The sequence below is a fragment of the Planktomarina temperata RCA23 genome, assembly GCF_000738435.1.
GTDB classification, from domain to species: domain Bacteria; phylum Pseudomonadota; class Alphaproteobacteria; order Rhodobacterales; family Rhodobacteraceae; genus Planktomarina; species Planktomarina temperata.
Genome location: NZ_CP003984.1, coordinates 2,535,462 through 2,552,379, shown reverse-complemented (window position 1 = coordinate 2,552,379; position 16,918 = coordinate 2,535,462). Strand labels below are relative to the sequence as shown.

Below are 16,918 nucleotides of genomic sequence, written 5' to 3'. Positions count from 1 at the left end.
CGGGCGCATTTTTTGATCGTGGGCCGCGCGATCATCCAGCACGGTCTACGGTTTGCTTACGCCCGAACTAGCCCCAGCTGTAGTTAAAACTCACAGAAATTCTGTCGTCTTCTGCCATATTCATTGGCACTTCGTGGCGCAGCCAACTTTCCCACAACAACACATCCCCGACCTTTGGTTTGGCGTAGAAAAAACTGCGCAGCTCTTCGCGTGCGGTTTTTCGGCGCGTCGGGGCCGCCATCATCATGGCCAGGCGCGGGTCTTCGAATTTGATAGCGCTGGTGCCTTCAGGCATCGCCACATAGGTGGTGCCGCTGATGATTGAATGGGGGTGAATATGGGCGGTATGAATGCCACCATAGGGCAAAATATTGATCCAAAGGCTGTCGAGCGTGATGGCTTTCTCGCCCAAATCAAAGTCGAGATCTTTAGCAAATTGGGCGACATGCAAGTCCAACGCGGTCACCACATCTTTGAAGATTGGGAAACGCCAATCTAGATCGGTGAGGGAGGCATAGCTGGTGTAACCAGGAAAGTCATTCTTGTCACACCAGTCTTGACCGGCCTCGTCATCTTCCGCGATGGCCAGGCAGGAGGCCGTCAGCTCATCGGTGTCAACAGAGGGGCCGTGCTCACAGAGCGCGGCGTGATACAGGCGGGTTGCGAAAAGCGATTTGATATCGGACATAGGGTTTTGTAGCGCAGCACAACGCCGAGGGCGAGTGGGAAAAGCGCAGTCTGGCACGGGTGTTTGGACGGTAAAATCACGACAATTCAGATTGCCGCAAACAAAGCGTCGCTGCGGGGTTGCTATATGGCTCAATCCCCACTAAAGCAGCACTTCATCATGATCTCCACTGGAATCAGGGTAACCCTTCGTGCGCCCTCCAGTGATGTTGAAAGGAAAAGGCTATGAATGCCAACGAACTTCGGGACAAGACCCCGGATCAGCTCCGTGACGAGCTGGTTGCACTGAAAAAAGAAGCTTTTAACCTGCGGTTTCAGCAGGCGACAGGCCAAATGGAAAACACAAGCCGGATGCGTCAAGTGCGCCGCGGTGTGGCCCGTGTAAATACTATCTTAAACCAAAAAGCGGCCGCCGCCGCAGGCGAGGAGTAAGCCCTATGCCCAAACGTATCCTGTCCGGCGTCGTTACATCGAACCAGAACGAACAAACTGTGACTGTATCGGTCGAACGCCGCTTCAAGCACGCTTTGCTGCAGAAAACCATCCGTAAGTCCAAAAAGTACCGGGCGCACGATGAGAAGAATGCTTTCAATGTAGGTGATATCGTTCGCATTCAAGAATGTGCGCCTAAATCGAAAACTAAACGCTGGGAAGTTATTGCAGAATAACAACGCAGTTTAATCGAAACCCTGGGGGATATTGCGGCATCGCACCCCATAGGTCGGGAGTAACCACATGATCCAGATGCAAACAAATCTGGATGTAGCTGACAACAGCGGCGCACGCCGTGTTCAGTGCATCAAGGTTTTGGGTGGTTCCAAGCGTAAGTACGCATCCGTAGGCGACATCATTGTTGTCTCGGTTAAGGAAGCCATCCCACGTGGCCGTGTTAAGAAGGGCGACGTCCGTAAGGCCGTTGTTGTTCGCACCGCCAAAGAAGTTCGCCGTGAAGACGGCACAGCGATCCGTTTCGATCGCAACGCAGCCGTTATCCTCAACAATGCAAATGAGCCCGTGGGAACACGGATCTTTGGCCCTGTTGTGCGTGAGCTGCGTGCCAAGAACTTCATGAAAATCATTTCACTCGCCCCAGAGGTGCTTTGATATGGCTGCTAAACTGAAAAAAGGCGACAAGGTCGTCGTTTTGGCCGGTAAGGACAAAGGCAAGCAGGGTGAAATTTCCTCTGTAAATCCTTCCGCCGGCAAAGCTGTTGTCGATGGCGTGAACATGGCCATCCGTCACACCAAGCAATCCCAGTCTGACCAAGGCGGTCGCATCCCAGTGGCGATGCCGATCCAATTGTCGAACTTGGCCTTGCTGGACAGCAATGGCAAAGCAACCCGCGTTGGCTTCCGTGAAGAAGACGGTAAGAAAGTGCGTTTCGCAAAAACAACTGGGGAGGTCGTATAATGTTGGATGCAGCAAACTACACTCCGCGTTTGAAAGCTCTTTATGTCAGCACGATCAAAGCTGCGATGAAGGAAGAGTTTGGTTATAAAAACGACATGATGATCCCGCGTTTGGAAAAAATCGTTCTAAACATGGGTATCGGCGATGCCGTTAAAGACACCAAAAAGGTTAAGCACGCGCAAGAAGCCCTGACATTGATTGCAGGTCAAAAAGCCGTGGTGACCAAGGCCAAGAAATCTATTGCGGGTTTCCGGGTGCGTGAAGAAATGCCTCTTGGCACGAAAGTCACGCTCCGCGGTGATCGCATGTATGAATTCATGGATCGTCTGACCACTATCGCCTTGCCACGTGTCCGCGACTTCCGCGGCGTGAAAGGTTCTTCGTTCGATGGTCGTGGCAACTATGCCATGGGCCTGAAAGAGCACATCGTGTTTCCAGAAATCGACTTCGATTCCGTTGTTGATATGCTGGGCATGGATATCATTATCTGCACTGACGCTAAGACAGATGCAGAAGCCAAAGCGCTGTTGAAGCATTTCAACATGCCCTTCAACAGTTAAGGATCTGCGATATGGCTAAAAAATCAATGATCGCCCGCGAAGTTAAGCGTCAGAAATTGGTGGACAAATATGCCGCCAAACGTGCTGAGCTCAAAGGTATTGCGCGCGATGAATCCCGCCCCATGGAAGAGCGTTTCAAGGCCCAGCTTAAGCTGGCCAAATTGCCACGCAATTCATCTGCAACACGACTTCATAACCGCTGTCAGCTCACCGGACGTCCTCACGCTTACTATCGTAAGTTGAAGGTCAGCCGGATCGCGCTGCGGGAACTTGGCTCGAACGGCCAAATCCCCGGTATGGTTAAGTCAAGCTGGTAAGGAGTTTAAAACATGAACGATCCTATCGGTGATATGCTGACTCGTATTCGTAACGCTTCGTTGCGCGGCAAATCCACAGTGGAGACGCCGGCTTCTAAAGGGCGTGCGCGCGTATTGGATGTCCTGGCCGACGAAGGCTACATCCGCGGCTATGAAAATACGACTGGTAAAGATGGCCACCCGGCGATCGAAATCAGCCTCAAATATTACGACGGCGCGCCTGTGATCCGCGAAGTAAAGCGCGTATCCAAGCCTGGCCGTCGCGTATATTTGGGTGTGAAAGACATTCCTGTAGTCCGTCAGGGCTTGGGCGTGTCGATTGTCTCCACCTCTCGGGGTGTGATGTCGGATGCCAGTGCACGCGCCAACAATGTTGGTGGCGAAGTGCTCTGCACAGTCTTCTAGGAGTAAGGTATGTCTCGTATTGGTAAAAAACCGGTCGAGCTGCCCTCAGGTGTTTCGGCATCTGTGTCCGGCCAGACCATTGAAGTTAAGGGTCCGAAAGCGACCCGCAGCTTCACCGCCACTGATGATGTGACAATCACAGTACAAGAAAATAACGTATCGGTTGAGCCTCGCGGCAAATCCAAGCGCGCGCTTCAGCAGTGGGGCATGTCCCGCACAATGATCGCAAATATGGTAACTGGTGTGTCCACCGGTTTCAAAAAAGAGCTTGAGATTAGCGGTGTGGGTTACCGGGCACAGGTGCAAGGCAATGTCTTGAAACTGTCTCTGGGCTACAGCCACGACGTGAATTTTGAAATCCCTACAGGTGTAACCGTGACGGCTGCGAAGCCAACCGAGGTTGCAGTTGAAGGTACGGATGAGCAACTCGTAGGCCAAGTCGCGGCGAATATTCGCGAATGGCGGAAACCAGAGCCCTACAAAGGCAAAGGTATCAAATACAAAGACGAGTATATCTTCCGTAAAGAAGGTAAGAAGAAGTAGGGACCCAGGAAATGGCAAACAGCAAAAGAACTCTGTTTCTGAAGCGCCGCCTGCGCGTTCGGAACAAACTGCGGAAAATCAACACTGGCAAACCCCGGTTGTCGGTTCACCGCTCTGCGAAAAACATCTCGGTTCAGGTGATCGACGATATCCAAGGGATTACCTTGGCTTCGGCATCCACCTTGGAAAAGGACTTGGGATTTGTAGGCAAAAACAACGTGGACGCCTCCGCAAAAGTGGGCTCTGTTATTGCAGAGCGTGCGAAAAAAGCGGGCGTCGAAGAGGTTCTCTTCGACCGTGGCGGCCGTCTCTTTCATGGCAAGGTAAAGGCTCTGGCCGATGCTGCGCGTGAAGGCGGGTTGAAATTCTAAATCAGTGCAGGCGGGCGTTCAGCCCGCCTCGATGATGCCGCGTCCTATGGGCGACGGACATCGCAGAAATAGGGTGCATGGCGCCCACAGTTCAGGAGGCCAAAATGGCTGAAAGAAATAACCAACGGGGCAATCGTCGCGATCGCGAAGAAACTCCAGAATTTGCAGATCGTTTGGTCGCGATTAACCGCGTATCCAAGACCGTAAAAGGTGGTAAACGCTTCGGCTTCGCAGCCTTGGTTGTGGTTGGCGATCAAAAAGGTCGTGTCGGCTTCGGCAAAGGTAAAGCCAAAGAGGTGCCTGAGGCGATCCGCAAAGCGACAGAACAAGCCAAGCGCCAAATGATCCGCGTGCCACTGCGCGAAGGGCGGACGCTGCACCACGATATGGAAGGCCGTCATGGTGCCGGTAAAGTTGTGATGCGCACAGCGCCGCAGGGTACTGGTGTGATCGCCGGTGGTCCAATGCGTGCGGTGTTCGAAATGCTCGGCCTGCAAGATGTTGTTGCGAAATCTATTGGGTCGCAAAACCCATATAACATGATCCGCGCGACAATGAATGGTTTGCAAAAAGAGAGCAGCCCGCGCATGGTCGCACAACGTCGTGGCAAGAAGGTCGCAGACATCCTCAACAAGGGTGATGCGCCGGCTGCCGCTGCTGAACCTGTAGAAGCTTAAGGAGCGGAGAAATGGCTAAAACCATCGTTGTAAAGCAAATCGGTTCTCCGATCCGCCGTCCCGCCAAACAGCGCCAAACGCTGATCGGCCTCGGCTTGAACAAAATGCACCGCACACGGGAATTGGAAGATACCCCATCCGTGCGCGGCATGATCAACAAGATCCCGCATATGGTTCAGATCATCGAAGAAAAAGGCTAACGACTGCCGGAGTTTTCCGCGCAGTCGCCCAATTAAAACCCTGCCAGGAGACTGGTGGGGTTTTTTGTTTGTGGCGAGATAAGAGAAGCCGCCTGGCGCGCAGCTTTGCACTTGATCCTCTACGCTCAGGACACTATACGCACCGAGTGGCCAGAATTCTGTGCCAAGAATCAATCAAGCCGTGGTTGGCCCGCTTACGCTTCAGGGGTCACATCCGGCAAAGGAGAAGCGATATGAGACTTAATGAACTGCACGACAATCCCGGCGCAACCCGATCCAAAAAGCGCATCGCGCGTGGTCCGGGCTCTGGCAAAGGTAAAACTGCTGGTCGGGGTATTAAAGGTCAAAAATCCCGTTCAGGTGTTGCGATCAAAGGTTACGAAGGCGGCCAAATGCCCCTGTACCAACGTTTGCCAAAACGGGGCTTTAACAAGCCGAACCGCAAGGCCTATGCCGTGGTAAACCTCGGCTTGATCCAAAAATTCATTGATGCTGGCAAGCTGACCGGTGATGTCACTGAAGACAGCCTGATCGCATCGGGTCTTGTGCGCCGCAAATTGGACGGCGTGCGGGTTCTGGCCAAGGGTGATTACTCGGCAAAAGTCTCAATCACCGTGACAGGTGCCTCTGCGGCAGCGAAAGCGGCGGTGGAAGCGGCTGGTGGGTCTTTGACAGTGGCGTCTTCCGCCTCTTCTGAGTAATCGGCGGTTGCGAGCAGCCTCTAAGCTGCTTACATAACTTTTAGTTTCCAAGCGCCGCCATCGGGGACCCCCGTGGCGGCGATCTTGTTTTAGGGAGTTTTCAAATGGCATCTGCCGCCGAACAAATGGCCGCAAATTTAAGCTGGAGCACACTGGGCAAGGCGACCGAATTGCGCCAGCGCATATTTTTCACAATCGGTCTGTTGATCGTCTATCGCATCGGGACTTACATTCCAGTTCCCGGGATTGACGCCGTTGCATTGCAACAATTCATGGATGAAGCCGCCTCCGGGATTGGCGGGGTCTTGTCGATGTTCACCGGCGGCGCCTTGGCACGCATGGGTATTTTTGCACTTGGCATTATGCCTTATATTTCAGCCTCCATCATCGTGCAGCTTTTGGGCGCCATGTGGGAGCCGCTTAAGCAGCTCAAAAAAGAGGGCGAGCAGGGGCGCAAGAAAATCAACCAATATACCCGCTACGGCACTGTTATCCTAGCGACCTTCCAAGCCTATGGCCTGGCCGCCAGCTTGCAAGCTGGTGATCTGGCTTCAGATCCGGGCATGTTCTTTATTGCGGCATGTGTGATCACATTGGTGGGTGGCACGATGTTCTTGATGTGGCTGGGTGAGCAAATCACCGCGCGTGGCATTGGGAATGGTATTTCCTTGATCATTTTCGTGGGTATCATCGCCGAGCTTCCCGCAGCCTTTGGCCAGTTTTTCACTCAAGGGCGTTCAGGCGCGATTGGCACCGGCACGATGCTGGGCGTGATTGCAATGCTGATGATCACACTTGGGTTTGTGGTGTTCATGGAGCGCAGCCTGCGCAAAATCCATATTCAATATCCACGCCGTCAGGTTGGTATGAAAACCTATGACGGTGGTTCAAGCCATTTGCCGATCAAGGTCAACCCGGCCGGTGTTATTCCAGCGATTTTCGCGTCAGCCCTATTGCTGCTGCCCACCACGCTGGCGACGTTTTCCGGCGGGCAGTCTGGTCCGGTGATGTCCACGATATTGGCCTACTTCGGCCCCGGTCAGCCGGCCTATCTTGCATTCTTTACGGCGATGATTGTCTTCTTCACCTATTTTTACACGCGCGAAGTGGCATTCAAAACCGATGAGGTGGCTGACAATTTGAAAAACCAAAATGGGTTCGTGCCGGGTATTCGCCCGGGAGCGAAAACCGCCGAGTATCTCGACTATGTTGTCACGCGGCTTTTGGTTTTGGGATCTGGCTACCTCGCGCTTGTGTGTTTGGTTCCTGAGATTCTGCGCAGCCAATTTGCCATCACGGCATATTTTGGCGGCACCTCAATCTTGATCATCGTCTCGGTGGGTATGGACACCATCCAACAGGTTCAATCTCACCTATTAGCGCATCAATACGAAGGTCTGCTTGAGAAATCACAGCTGCGGGGCAAGCGCCGCGGCAAAAAGGGCGGAGTGACGCGTCGATGAATATTATTTTAATTGGTCCACCCGGTGCGGGCAAAGGGACGCAAGCCAAGCTTTTGGTTGAAGAGCGTGGCATGGTGCAATTGTCGACGGGTGACATGCTGCGCGCTGCCAAGACATCTGGTACAGATATGGGCAATAAGGTTGCCGCCGTCATGGATGCTGGCCAATTGGTCACTGACGACATTGTGATCGGCCTGATTGCAGAGCAGCTAGACAGCGAAGCTGCCGGAGGCTTCATCTTTGACGGCTTCCCGCGCACCTTGGCGCAGGCCGATGCACTGGGTGAGCTGCTGGCGTCCAAAGGCGCAGGCTTGGATCATGTGATCGAGATGCAAGTGGATGATGAGGCCTTGGTGAACCGTATCACCGCAAGGTCCACCTGTGGTGGCTGTGGGGAAGGTTATAACGACATCTCCAAACCCATCCCGGCATCGGGCGCCTGCGGCAAATGCGGCAGCAGTGAATTCAAACGCCGGGCGGATGACAATGAAGAGAGTCTGAAGACGCGTTTGATGGCCTATTATAAGGAGACATCCCCTTTGATTGGCTATTACTACGCCAAAGATAAGCTGACATCCGTGGATGGTTTGGCCGATATTGAGGATGTGACCGCATCGATTTCTCAAGTCTTGGGTTAAGGTCTTGACGTTCTGAGCGGATGCTCATAATTCACCCTATCTCTGTTAAGAGAATCATAAGGGCCATGCGCATGGCTCTGAGTACCTCAATCGCAGGCTCGATGGCTTTTAGCTCCGGGCCTGTATCTGTGAAAAAAGGTTCCGGCGTTACGGAACCGCAGTAGAAAAGGAATATGCCTTGGCTCGTATTGCCGGCGTAAACATCCCGACCCATAAACGGGTCCCGATTGCCCTCACTTACATTACTGGAATTGGCCTCACATCTGCCAAAGAAATCTGTGCCAGCACAAATGTTGACGAAACCCGTCGCGTGAATGAGCTGAGCGATGCAGAAGTCCTTGCTATTCGTGAGCACATCGACGCCACATATACCGTTGAAGGTGACCTGCGTCGTGAAACCCAGATGAACATTAAGCGTTTGATGGACCAAGGTTGCTATCGCGGCCTGCGGCATCGCCGTAATTTGCCTGTGCGCGGTCAGCGGACACACACCAATGCGCGGACGCGCAAAGGCCCAGCGAAAGCAATCGCTGGCAAGAAGAAGTAAGGGCAGATAAATGGCACGTGATAAAAGAGCGCCTAAGCGCAAAGAGCGGAAAAACATTGCAGCCGGTGTGGCGCATGTGAACAGCTCGTTCAACAACACAAAGATTTTGATCTCTGACGTACAGGGCAATGCGATTTCATGGTCGTCTTCGGGCAGCTGTGGCTTTAAAGGCTCGCGGAAATCTACGCCCTATGCTGCGCAAATGGCAGCTGAAGATGCTGGTAAAAAAGCTCAGGATCATGGCGTGAAAACTCTGGAAGTCGAAGTCCAAGGTCCAGGCTCAGGTCGCGAGAGCGCTCTGCGCGCTTTGGCAGCATTGGGTTTGAACATCACATCTATTCGTGACGTGACGCCTATGGCTCACAACGGTTGCCGCCCACCAAAGCGCCGCCGCGTATAAGTATTTTGACCGAAGGGCGCGCGGATTTTCGCGTGCCCTTTGGACGTTTTTTCCCTCGAGCGTCTTTGGTTTTGGGACATGGAGCAAAGACAAGAATGGAGGACCGCATGATCCACAAGAATTGGGCCGAATTGATTAAGCCAATGCAGCTTGAAGTGAAGCCGGGCAATGATCCGAGCCGTCAAGCGACATTGATCGCCGAACCCCTTGAGCGGGGCTTTGGTCTTACATTGGGCAACGCCTTGCGCCGCGTTCTGATGTCGTCTTTGCAGGGCGCTGCAATTGCCAGCGTGCAAATTGACAACGTATTGCATGAATTTTCCAGCGTTGCCGGTGTTCGTGAAGATGTCACGGACATTGTCTTGAACCTCAAAGGTGTTGCGATCCGCATGGAAGTGGAAGGCACTAAGCGTTTGACTGTTCAAGCCAAAGGCCCTGGTGTCGTAACGGCTGGCAACATCGTTGAGTCTGCTGGCATTGAAGTTTTGAACAAAGAGCATATCCTGTGTCACCTCGACGAAGGTGCGGATCTGTTCATGGAACTGACTGTGAACACGGGCAAAGGTTACGTGGCCGCGGATAAAAACCGTCCCGAAGATGCGCCGATCGGTTTGATTCCAATCGATGCGATCTATTCACCTGTGAAAAAAGTGAGCTATGATGTTCAACCGACCCGTGAAGGTCAGGTTTTGGATTACGACAAGCTGACTTTGAAAGTGGAAACTGACGGCTCTTTGACGCCAGATGACGCTTTGGCCTATGCTGCACGGATTTTGCAAGATCAGCTGTCGATCTTTGTGAATTTCGACGAACCAGAAAGCGCCAATGCGGCATCGGAAGATGACGGTTTGGAATTCAACCCGCTGCTTTTGAAGAAAGTGGACGAGTTGGAGCTTTCTGTACGCTCTGCAAACTGCCTGAAAAACGACAATATCGTTTATATTGGCGATTTGATCCAAAAAACCGAAGCAGAAATGCTGCGCACGCCAAACTTTGGCCGGAAATCTTTGAACGAGATCAAAGAGGTTCTGTCTGGTATGGGGCTGCATCTCGGCATGGATGTCGAGGATTGGCCACCCGATAATATCGAAGATCTGGCCAAGAAGCTCGAAGATAACTTCTAAACCGGCAGGCGGGGCTTGTCTCCGCCTTCCATACGACTGGGCAATACCGCCCCAATAGGGAGGGGTTCACTCGCATGAGCCCCCAGACAAAGCAAAATGTAAACGGAGAAATAAAATGCGTCACGCCCGTGGTTACCGCCGCCTGAATAGAACTCACGAACACCGCAAAGCGATGTTTGCGAATATGGCTGGGTCTTTGATCGAACATGAGCAGATCAAAACGACTTTGCCAAAAGCCAAAGAATTGAAATCCATCATCGAGAAGCTTGTCACTTTGGGCAAACGCGGTGATGAGCATGCGCGCCGTCAAGCGATGAGCCGCCTGAAACAGCATATGTATGTCACAAAATTGTTTGACGTGCTCGGCCCGCGCTATGCAGAGCGCCAAGGCGGCTATGTACGCGTTTTGAAAGCGGGTTTTCGTTATGGCGACATGGCGCCCATGGCGATTATCGAGTTTGTTGATCGCGACGTAGATGCAAAAGGCGCGGCTGACAAAGCCCGCTTGGAAGCCGCTGACGAATAAGCGCACTTCACCATCGACATGATTTTGAGACCTCCGCCCGGCGCGGGGGTCTTTTTTGTTCCTCCCCTATACTTTTGCTTGGGTTTGCGGCGCGTGACAGTGCGCGCAGCAGGTATTAGGCTTGCAGGCAGAGTTTTACGATTTTTTGAGCATTTTGGCTTATCGCCTGTGGCATGTTCTCGGCACAAGCCGCAGGGGGCAGATCGCAGTATTTAGGGCCTTGCGTTTATGGTTTGGGATTATTCTTTTGAGCGTGAATGCGTTGAATTGAAGCGTTTGGCACCGGCTGGCTATCACATCGGGCTGCACATCAAAGACACGACACCGCTGCACCGATTGCTCGACTACCCCGCCAGCTGGGTCGCACATTATACGGCGCAGGCCTATGCGTTGCGTGATCCGGTGGTGGCCTGGGGCTTATCTGAGGTCGGATGTTTGCGCTGGAGTGCAATCACATTGCCCGATCCTTTTGATATTTTGGGGCAGGCCAGGGCGCATGGTTTGGTCTATGGCGCGACTGTGTCAACCGGCCCGCTTGATGCGCGCACCATTGGCCGTGTGGCCAGACCGGATCGCGAATTGACCGATGAAGAACTGGCGCAGGCTGAGGTGCTCATCACAGATTTGCATCGGCGGTTGATGCCGCCCAGGCCACTTACGCCCGCGCAGGTGGAGGCGCTGCGCTTGATTGCCAAAGGATATCGCTATGCAGATGCTGCGGATGCTTTGCAAATTTCGCAAAGCGCATTGAAGGCGCGGATCACCGCAGCCCGTCAGCACCTCCGTGCGCGCACCACCGCAGAAGCCATTCAACGCGCTGCCTCTTATGATTTAATTTAATCTATGCTCGGCTCGACAGGTCGGTTGGATATTTCCCTTTGCCTGCCCCTCGCTTAGGGTGGTGGCATGATGGATTTATTCGATACGCCGGGCGAAGAGCTGCCCGCCTCAGATGCGCCGCGCCCTTTGGCGGACAGGTTGCGTCCGAGGCTTTTGGCCGATGTGATTGGTCAAAGGCAGATTTTGGGGCCAGAAGCTCCTTTGACTGTGATGCTCAAGGCCAATGCACTCGGCTCAATTATCTTTTGGGGACCACCGGGCGTGGGCAAAACCACCATCGCGCGGCTCTTGGCTGAGGAGACAGATCTGAAATTTGTGCAGATCAGCGCAATTTTCAGCGGTGTGCCGGAGTTGCGCAAAGTCTTTCAAGCGGCGCAAAACCGGCGTGACAATGGCCAGGGAACGTTACTCTTTGTTGATGAAATTCATCGTTTCAACAAGGCCCAACAAGACAGTTTCCTTCCACTGATGGAGGATGGTACGCTGGTTCTGGTGGGAGCCACCACTGAAAACCCCTCCTTTGAATTAAATGCTGCTGTTCTGTCGCGGGCGCAAGTTCTGGTGTTAGAGCGCCTCTCAGTCGATGAGTTGGAGCTTCTGGCACAGCGGGCCGAGACGGAGGCGGGGCGTGTGTTGCCGCTGGAGGCAGGCGCGCGCCGCGCAGTTTTGGAGATGGCCGATGGTGATGGGCGCAGCCTTCTCAATTTAATTGAGCAAATTTTGGCTTGGGACCTGCAGAGCCCCATAGACCAGAGCACCCTGTCCACACGTCTGATGCGCCGCGCAGCCGTCTATGACAAATCTGGTGACAGCCATTACAATTTGATTTCGGCCTTGCATAAGTCCATCCGCGGTTCGGACCCGGATGCGGCGCTCTATTGGTTTGCGCGGATGGTGCAGGGGGGTGAAGATCCGCGCTACTTGGCCCGGCGCTTGACGCGCATGGCTGTGGAAGACATCGGTTTGGCCGATCCACAAGCGCAAGACGTCTGTTTGCAATCTTGGCAAACCTACGAAAGATTAGGCAGCCCGGAGGGGGAGTTGGCTTTGGCGCAGGCCGTGACCTATCTGGCGTTGGCGCCAAAATCGAATGCGGCCTATGTGGCCTATAAGGCCGCGCTGAGAGAGGCCAAGCACACCGGCTCGCAGCCGCCTCCCAAACATATTCTAAATGCCGCGACTGGTTTGATGAAGGATCAAGGCTATGGCGACGGATATGCCTATGATCACGATGCGGAAGATGGGTTTTCCGGTCAAAATTACTTCCCAGAGGGCATGGAGCGCCCGGAGTATTATGCGCCGGTGGAGCGGGGGTTTGAACGAGAGCTGCGCAAACGTCTGGCCTATTTCGAAAAGCTGCGCAACCGCCGCAAAGGTTGACAAACCCTCCGCCTGAGCACATTGCACCCATATGCTTACGACAGTTTTACAGGTGGCCCTTGGTGGGGCGATTGGCGCGGTGCTTCGGTTTTTGGCCGGGGTGGGCATATTGCGTCTTGTGGGCCCGGGCTTTCCACTGGCAGTGATGACGGTCAACATCTTGGGCTCTTTTGCTATGGGGATGTTTGTGGTCTATGCGGCGCAACGCGGTATGACATATTTGACGCCATTGGTCATGACGGGCCTGCTTGGCGGGTTCACGACCTTCTCCGCCTTCTCCTTGGAGGCGGTGACTTTGTTTGAACGCGGCAGCATGGGGCAAGCGCTGGGGTATGTCACCCTATCGGTGGTCCTTTCGATAGGAGGTCTGATAGTGGGCCTGATGATTGCACGAGGAATATGGGCATGAGCCGAGTACAGCTTTTACAAGTCAATGAGGGGGACGGTGATCAGCGCTTGGATCGTTGGTTCCGCCGCCTCTTTCCCCAGGTGCAGCAGGGCCAGATCGAAAAGATGTGTCGCAAGGGCGACATCCGCGTTGACGGGGGACGGGTGAAGTCCAATACCCGGGTCGAAGTGGGGCAAGTGGTACGCATCCCGCCTTTGCCCGATACGCCAGCGCCGGCCATTGTCGACAAGAAAATCTCTGATGCTGATGCCAAAATGATTCAATCCTGCGTGCTGTATCGCGATGAGCATATCATCGCGTTGAACAAACCGCCGGGCCTGCCCGTGCAGGGGGGCAGCAAGCAGCATCGCCATGTGGACGGCCTCACCCCTGCGCTGCGGTTCGGCAATGACGAAAACCCACGGCTCGTGCATCGTTTGGATAAGGACACCTCCGGGGTTTTGATCCTAGGGCGCAGCCGGCAAATGGCAGCGACTTTGGCTGAGGCTTTTCGCCACCGCGAGACGCGCAAGATTTATTGGGCCGTTGTCGCCGGCGTGCCGCATCCGAAAATGGGCACCGTAAAATATGGGTTGGTCAAAGCCGGCGGCCATGGCAGCTTTGGGGAAGGCGAGAAAATGCATTGTTTGCATCCCAATGAGGTTGCAACAACCCCCGGAGCGAAGCGCGCCACCACGGATTATGCGGTTCTATCGCCGCTTGGCAGCCGGGCAGCTTGGGTGGCATTGGTACCCGTCACCGGGCGGACGCACCAGCTGCGGGCGCATATGGCCGAAATGGGGCATCCCATTGTCGGGGATGGTAAATATGGCGGCTCAAGCCAAGAAAACCTTGGGCATGGCTGGGGTGCGCAACTGGGCGGAGATATCAGTAAGAAGATGCATTTGCACGCCAGGCATTTGCGGCTGGAGCACCCGGTGACCCGCGCAATGCTCTCGTTTACCGCTCCCTTGCCAGAGCATATGCAGCGCACCTGGGATCAGATGCAATGGGATCCGCGCGATGTGGAACTTGATCCATTCGAGGGCGATGAATGAGCCGACCACGGACTTTGGTTCTATTTGATGTGGATGGTACGCTGATCGACAGCCAGTCCCATATCTTGGGAGCCATGGAATTTGCGTTCAAGGCGCGCGGTCTTCTCTTGCCGCCCGCCTCTGAGATATTAGCGATTGTCGGGTTGTCATTGTCCGAAGCTTTTGCGCAGCTCTGCCCCGAAACAGATGCGCAAGAGCGCGGGCTATTGGTTGAAACTTATAAAGAGAGTTTTGCAAGCCTGCGCCAATCGGCTGCCGCCGCTCCGCTCTATCCTGGGGCTCTGGAGTGTTTGGAGATCCTAAAAGATCTGGATGATATCGTCTTGGGCATCGCCACAGGCATGTCGCGTCGCGGGTTGAGCCATGTTTTGTCCAATCCTGATTTGGCCGGGCGTTTTGTCACAACGCAAGTGGCGGATGATCACCCCTCTAAGCCGCATCCTTCTATGGTCTTGCAGGCCATGGCGGAAAGCGGCGCGGCGCGCGGGGTGATGATCGGTGATACAACTTTTGATATGCAAATGGGCCGGGCTGCTGGGCTAAAAACGATTGGGGTCACCTGGGGCTATCATGCGGCGGAAGCCTTGCGGGGGCAGGCGGACCGGATGGTTGATCACTATGGGCAGCTGGTGCCGGAAGTTCAAAACCTATGGGGTGAGATATGAGTGATTGGGCCGCAAAACGATTTTGGAGCGATGTGACGGTTGATCTGCGCGGAGAAGACTATGTGATCTTGCTAGATAAGCGTCTGGTCAAAACGCCAGCCAAGGCAACCCTGGCGGTGCCCAGTCAAGCCATGGCCGAGGCGATTGCGGCGGAGTGGGAGGCGCAAGGTGAGAAGATTGACCCGCGCACGATGCCCACCACGCGGTCGGCAAATGCAGCCTTGGATAAGGTGACGCCGCAACAGGCTGAAGTGGCGCAGTTAATTGCGGCTTATGGCGAAGATGATTTACTGTGTTACCGCGCGCCCTCGCCTGACGAACTGGTGGCCCGGCAAAAAGAGGCCTGGGATCCGCTTTTGGCTTGGGCGGCTGAGCATCTTGATGCGCCCTTGCGCACCGTGGAAGGCGTGATGCATGTGGCGCAACCGGCGAATGCGGTGGCCAACCTAACCGCATGGGTTGTGACGCAGTCCCCGTTTCAATTGGCCGCCCTTCACGATCTTGTCAGCATGTCTGGATCATTGGTGATTGGACTGGCGGCACAGGCAGAGGCGTTTGCCATCGACGATCTTTGGACACGCTCGCGACTCGACGAACTGTGGCAGATCGAGCAATGGGGACAGGATGACGAAGCTGACGAAACGGCAAGTTTAAAGCGATCGGCATTTATACACGCCCATCGATTCTACAAAATGAGCTGAGCGGCGCGGTATGCAAAAGTATACAAATAATTCTGTCTTATTTTAACGAAATGTTCACCAAAAAGCATTGATTTTCGCGGTGATCACTTGACCCGTCGGTATAAAATTTGTCATTGTCTTTTTCATTGCAGAGGCAACTCTCGCATTCATGCCAATTAATTTAATTGGATTAGACCGCCCCTTATGGGGGTGGAAAAACAGGATGAGGTAAAAATGAAAAAAACCGTATTTCTTGGTGCACTGACCGTAGCTGGCCTGGCGGCTGGCTTGGCGTCTGCTGGCACTCTCGATGATGTTAAAGCACGCGGCAAACTGAACTGTGGTGTGACCACAGGTGTTCCTGGTTTCGCTGAGCCCGATGCAAATGGCGTTTGGCAGGGTTTTGACGTTGCTGTCTGCCGCGCTGTTGCCGCTGCAGTCTTGGGCGACAACATGGCTGTTGAATTCGTTCCAACAACCGGCAAAACACGTTTCACCGCTTTGGCATCTGGCGAAATCGATCTGCTCGCCCGTAACACAACTTGGACAATGTCTCGTGACGTTGACCTGAAGTTCGAATTTGTCGGCGTAAACTACTACGACGGTCAAGGCTTCATGGTTCCAGCGTCTTTGGGCGTGTCTTCAGCCGCTGAATTGGATGGCGCGACTGTTTGTATCAAAACTGGGACAACAACAGAGCTGAACTTGGCTGACTTCTTCCGTGCGAATGGCATCTCTTACGAGCCAGTGCCAATCGAAACCGGTTCTGAAGCTGCACAATTGTTCCTCGCAGGCTCATGCGACGTTTACACAACTGACCGGTCCGCTTTGGCCGCTCAACGTGCAAACTTTCCAAGCCCAGACGACTATGTTGTTCTTCCTGACGTGATCTCCAAAGAGCCACTTGGCCCATTGGTACGTCACGGCGACAACGACTGGGGCGATATCGCGCGCTGGACTTTGAACGCTTTGATCACAGCTGAAGAGCTGGGTGTGACTTCAGACAACATCGCTGAGATGGCTGCGGGCACAAACAATCCAGAAATCAACCGTCTGTTGGGCTCTGAAGGCACTTTGGGCGAGATGCTCGGTTTGGACGCAGAATGGGCAAAACGCGCCATCATGTCCGGCGGCAACTACGGTGAAGTGTTCGAAAGCAACATCGGCACAGCAACAAACATCGGCTTGTCCCGTGGTTTGAACGCACAATGGAAAGACGGCGGTCTGATCTATTCACCACCATTCCGCTAAGAATATTTTGGATTGGGCGCAGAGAAATCTGCGCCCTTTTCTTATCTAAGCCTAAGACAAATCTGAAAATATAAAATTCAAAATAA

26 protein-coding genes are annotated in these 16,918 nt (G+C 53.9%); 25 read left to right on the top strand and 1 reads right to left on the bottom strand.

The annotated features are described in order from the left end of the window. Positions 1-67: 67 nt before the first annotated feature. Entirely contained in the window at positions 68-688 is a 621-nt protein-coding gene (locus tag RCA23_RS12320) for a TIGR02466 family protein (RefSeq protein WP_044050563.1), read from the bottom strand. A gap of 224 nt (positions 689-912) precedes the next feature. On the opposite strand from RCA23_RS12320, the gene rpmC reads away from it, so the two are divergent. The 25 genes from rpmC (at position 913) to RCA23_RS12195 (ending at position 16,832) form a co-directional block, all read left to right on the top strand. Next, complete coding sequence (rpmC, locus tag RCA23_RS12315) at positions 913-1,119, top strand: 50S ribosomal protein L29 (protein WP_044050562.1); 207 nt, start codon at positions 913-915, stop codon at positions 1,117-1,119. Between the two features lie 5 nt (positions 1,120-1,124). Further along, positions 1,125-1,355, top strand: a complete 231-nt coding sequence (rpsQ, locus tag RCA23_RS12310; RefSeq protein ID WP_044050561.1) for a 30S ribosomal protein S17 — start codon at positions 1,125-1,127, stop codon at positions 1,353-1,355. A gap of 67 nt (positions 1,356-1,422) precedes the next feature. Continuing rightward, positions 1,423-1,791, top strand: coding sequence for a 50S ribosomal protein L14 (rplN, locus tag RCA23_RS12305; RefSeq protein ID WP_044050560.1), 369 nt, complete (start codon positions 1,423-1,425; stop codon positions 1,789-1,791). A gap of 1 nt (position 1,792) precedes the next feature. Continuing rightward, entirely contained in the window at positions 1,793-2,098 is a 306-nt protein-coding gene (gene rplX / locus RCA23_RS12300; RefSeq protein ID WP_044050559.1) for a 50S ribosomal protein L24, read from the top strand. After that, positions 2,098-2,658: a 50S ribosomal protein L5 gene (gene rplE, locus RCA23_RS12295; protein WP_044050558.1), complete on the top strand. Its 561-nt coding sequence runs from the start codon at positions 2,098-2,100 to the stop codon at positions 2,656-2,658. Before rplX ends, rplE begins: the two co-directional genes overlap by 1 nt. An 11-nt stretch (positions 2,659-2,669) precedes the next feature. Then, positions 2,670-2,975: a 30S ribosomal protein S14 gene (gene rpsN, locus RCA23_RS12290; RefSeq protein WP_044050557.1), complete on the top strand. Its 306-nt coding sequence runs from the start codon at positions 2,670-2,672 to the stop codon at positions 2,973-2,975. 12 nt (positions 2,976-2,987) lie between these two features. Continuing rightward, the gene (rpsH, locus tag RCA23_RS12285; RefSeq protein ID WP_044050556.1) at positions 2,988-3,380 is read left to right on the top strand and encodes a 30S ribosomal protein S8; all 393 of its coding nucleotides are present in this window, start codon (positions 2,988-2,990) and stop codon (positions 3,378-3,380) included. Positions 3,381-3,389: 9 nt separating this feature from the next. Continuing rightward, a complete protein-coding gene (gene rplF / locus RCA23_RS12280) occupies positions 3,390-3,923 on the top strand; it encodes a 50S ribosomal protein L6 (RefSeq protein ID WP_044050555.1) in 534 nt (177 codons plus the stop codon). 11 nt (positions 3,924-3,934) lie between these two features. Next, positions 3,935-4,294, top strand: a complete 360-nt coding sequence (gene rplR / locus RCA23_RS12275) for a 50S ribosomal protein L18 (protein ID WP_044050554.1) — start codon at positions 3,935-3,937, stop codon at positions 4,292-4,294. 104 nt (positions 4,295-4,398) lie between these two features. Further along, positions 4,399-4,971, top strand: coding sequence for a 30S ribosomal protein S5 (gene rpsE, locus RCA23_RS12270; RefSeq protein ID WP_044051553.1), 573 nt, complete (start codon positions 4,399-4,401; stop codon positions 4,969-4,971). Positions 4,972-4,982: 11 nt separating this feature from the next. After that, positions 4,983-5,171, top strand: coding sequence for a 50S ribosomal protein L30 (rpmD, locus tag RCA23_RS12265; protein WP_044050553.1), 189 nt, complete (start codon positions 4,983-4,985; stop codon positions 5,169-5,171). Positions 5,172-5,404: 233 nt separating this feature from the next. After that, complete coding sequence (gene rplO / locus RCA23_RS12260; protein WP_044050552.1) at positions 5,405-5,872, top strand: 50S ribosomal protein L15; 468 nt, start codon at positions 5,405-5,407, stop codon at positions 5,870-5,872. A gap of 104 nt (positions 5,873-5,976) precedes the next feature. Continuing rightward, on the top strand, positions 5,977-7,335 hold the full coding sequence (gene secY, locus RCA23_RS12255; RefSeq protein ID WP_044050551.1) for a preprotein translocase subunit SecY: 1,359 nt from the start codon (positions 5,977-5,979) through the stop codon (positions 7,333-7,335). Continuing rightward, the gene (locus RCA23_RS12250) at positions 7,332-7,973 is read left to right on the top strand and encodes an adenylate kinase (RefSeq protein ID WP_044050550.1); all 642 of its coding nucleotides are present in this window, start codon (positions 7,332-7,334) and stop codon (positions 7,971-7,973) included. Before secY ends, RCA23_RS12250 begins: the two co-directional genes overlap by 4 nt. A gap of 178 nt (positions 7,974-8,151) precedes the next feature. After that, positions 8,152-8,520: a 30S ribosomal protein S13 gene (rpsM, locus tag RCA23_RS12245; RefSeq protein ID WP_044050549.1), complete on the top strand. Its 369-nt coding sequence runs from the start codon at positions 8,152-8,154 to the stop codon at positions 8,518-8,520. A 10-nt stretch (positions 8,521-8,530) separates the two neighbouring features. Continuing rightward, entirely contained in the window at positions 8,531-8,920 is a 390-nt protein-coding gene (rpsK, locus tag RCA23_RS12240) for a 30S ribosomal protein S11 (protein ID WP_044050548.1), read from the top strand. A gap of 107 nt (positions 8,921-9,027) precedes the next feature. Beyond that, positions 9,028-10,044, top strand: a complete 1,017-nt coding sequence (locus RCA23_RS12235; RefSeq protein ID WP_044051552.1) for a DNA-directed RNA polymerase subunit alpha — start codon at positions 9,028-9,030, stop codon at positions 10,042-10,044. A 115-nt stretch (positions 10,045-10,159) separates the two neighbouring features. After that, a complete protein-coding gene (gene rplQ, locus RCA23_RS12230) occupies positions 10,160-10,570 on the top strand; it encodes a 50S ribosomal protein L17 (RefSeq protein ID WP_044050547.1) in 411 nt (136 codons plus the stop codon). Between the two features lie 228 nt (positions 10,571-10,798). Continuing rightward, positions 10,799-11,410 carry a helix-turn-helix transcriptional regulator gene (locus RCA23_RS12225; RefSeq protein ID WP_044050546.1) on the top strand — a complete coding sequence of 204 codons (612 nt, stop codon included), beginning with the start codon at positions 10,799-10,801 and terminating at the stop codon, positions 11,408-11,410. 66 nt (positions 11,411-11,476) lie between these two features. Then, entirely contained in the window at positions 11,477-12,790 is a 1,314-nt protein-coding gene (locus RCA23_RS12220; protein ID WP_044050545.1) for a replication-associated recombination protein A, read from the top strand. A 31-nt stretch (positions 12,791-12,821) separates the two neighbouring features. Continuing rightward, a complete protein-coding gene (crcB, locus tag RCA23_RS12215; protein ID WP_044050544.1) occupies positions 12,822-13,199 on the top strand; it encodes a fluoride efflux transporter CrcB in 378 nt (125 codons plus the stop codon). Next, a complete protein-coding gene (locus RCA23_RS12210) occupies positions 13,196-14,236 on the top strand; it encodes an RluA family pseudouridine synthase (RefSeq protein ID WP_044051551.1) in 1,041 nt (346 codons plus the stop codon). The genes crcB and RCA23_RS12210 overlap by 4 nt, the downstream gene beginning before the upstream one ends. Next, on the top strand, positions 14,233-14,901 hold the full coding sequence (locus tag RCA23_RS12205; protein ID WP_044050543.1) for an HAD-IA family hydrolase: 669 nt from the start codon (positions 14,233-14,235) through the stop codon (positions 14,899-14,901). Before RCA23_RS12210 ends, RCA23_RS12205 begins: the two co-directional genes overlap by 4 nt. Next, on the top strand, positions 14,898-15,602 hold the full coding sequence (locus RCA23_RS12200) for an ATP12 family chaperone protein (RefSeq protein WP_044050542.1): 705 nt from the start codon (positions 14,898-14,900) through the stop codon (positions 15,600-15,602). Before RCA23_RS12205 ends, RCA23_RS12200 begins: the two co-directional genes overlap by 4 nt. Positions 15,603-15,815: 213 nt before the next feature. After that, positions 15,816-16,832, top strand: a complete 1,017-nt coding sequence (locus RCA23_RS12195; protein ID WP_044051550.1) for a transporter substrate-binding domain-containing protein — start codon at positions 15,816-15,818, stop codon at positions 16,830-16,832. Positions 16,833-16,918: the final 86 nt, after the last annotated feature.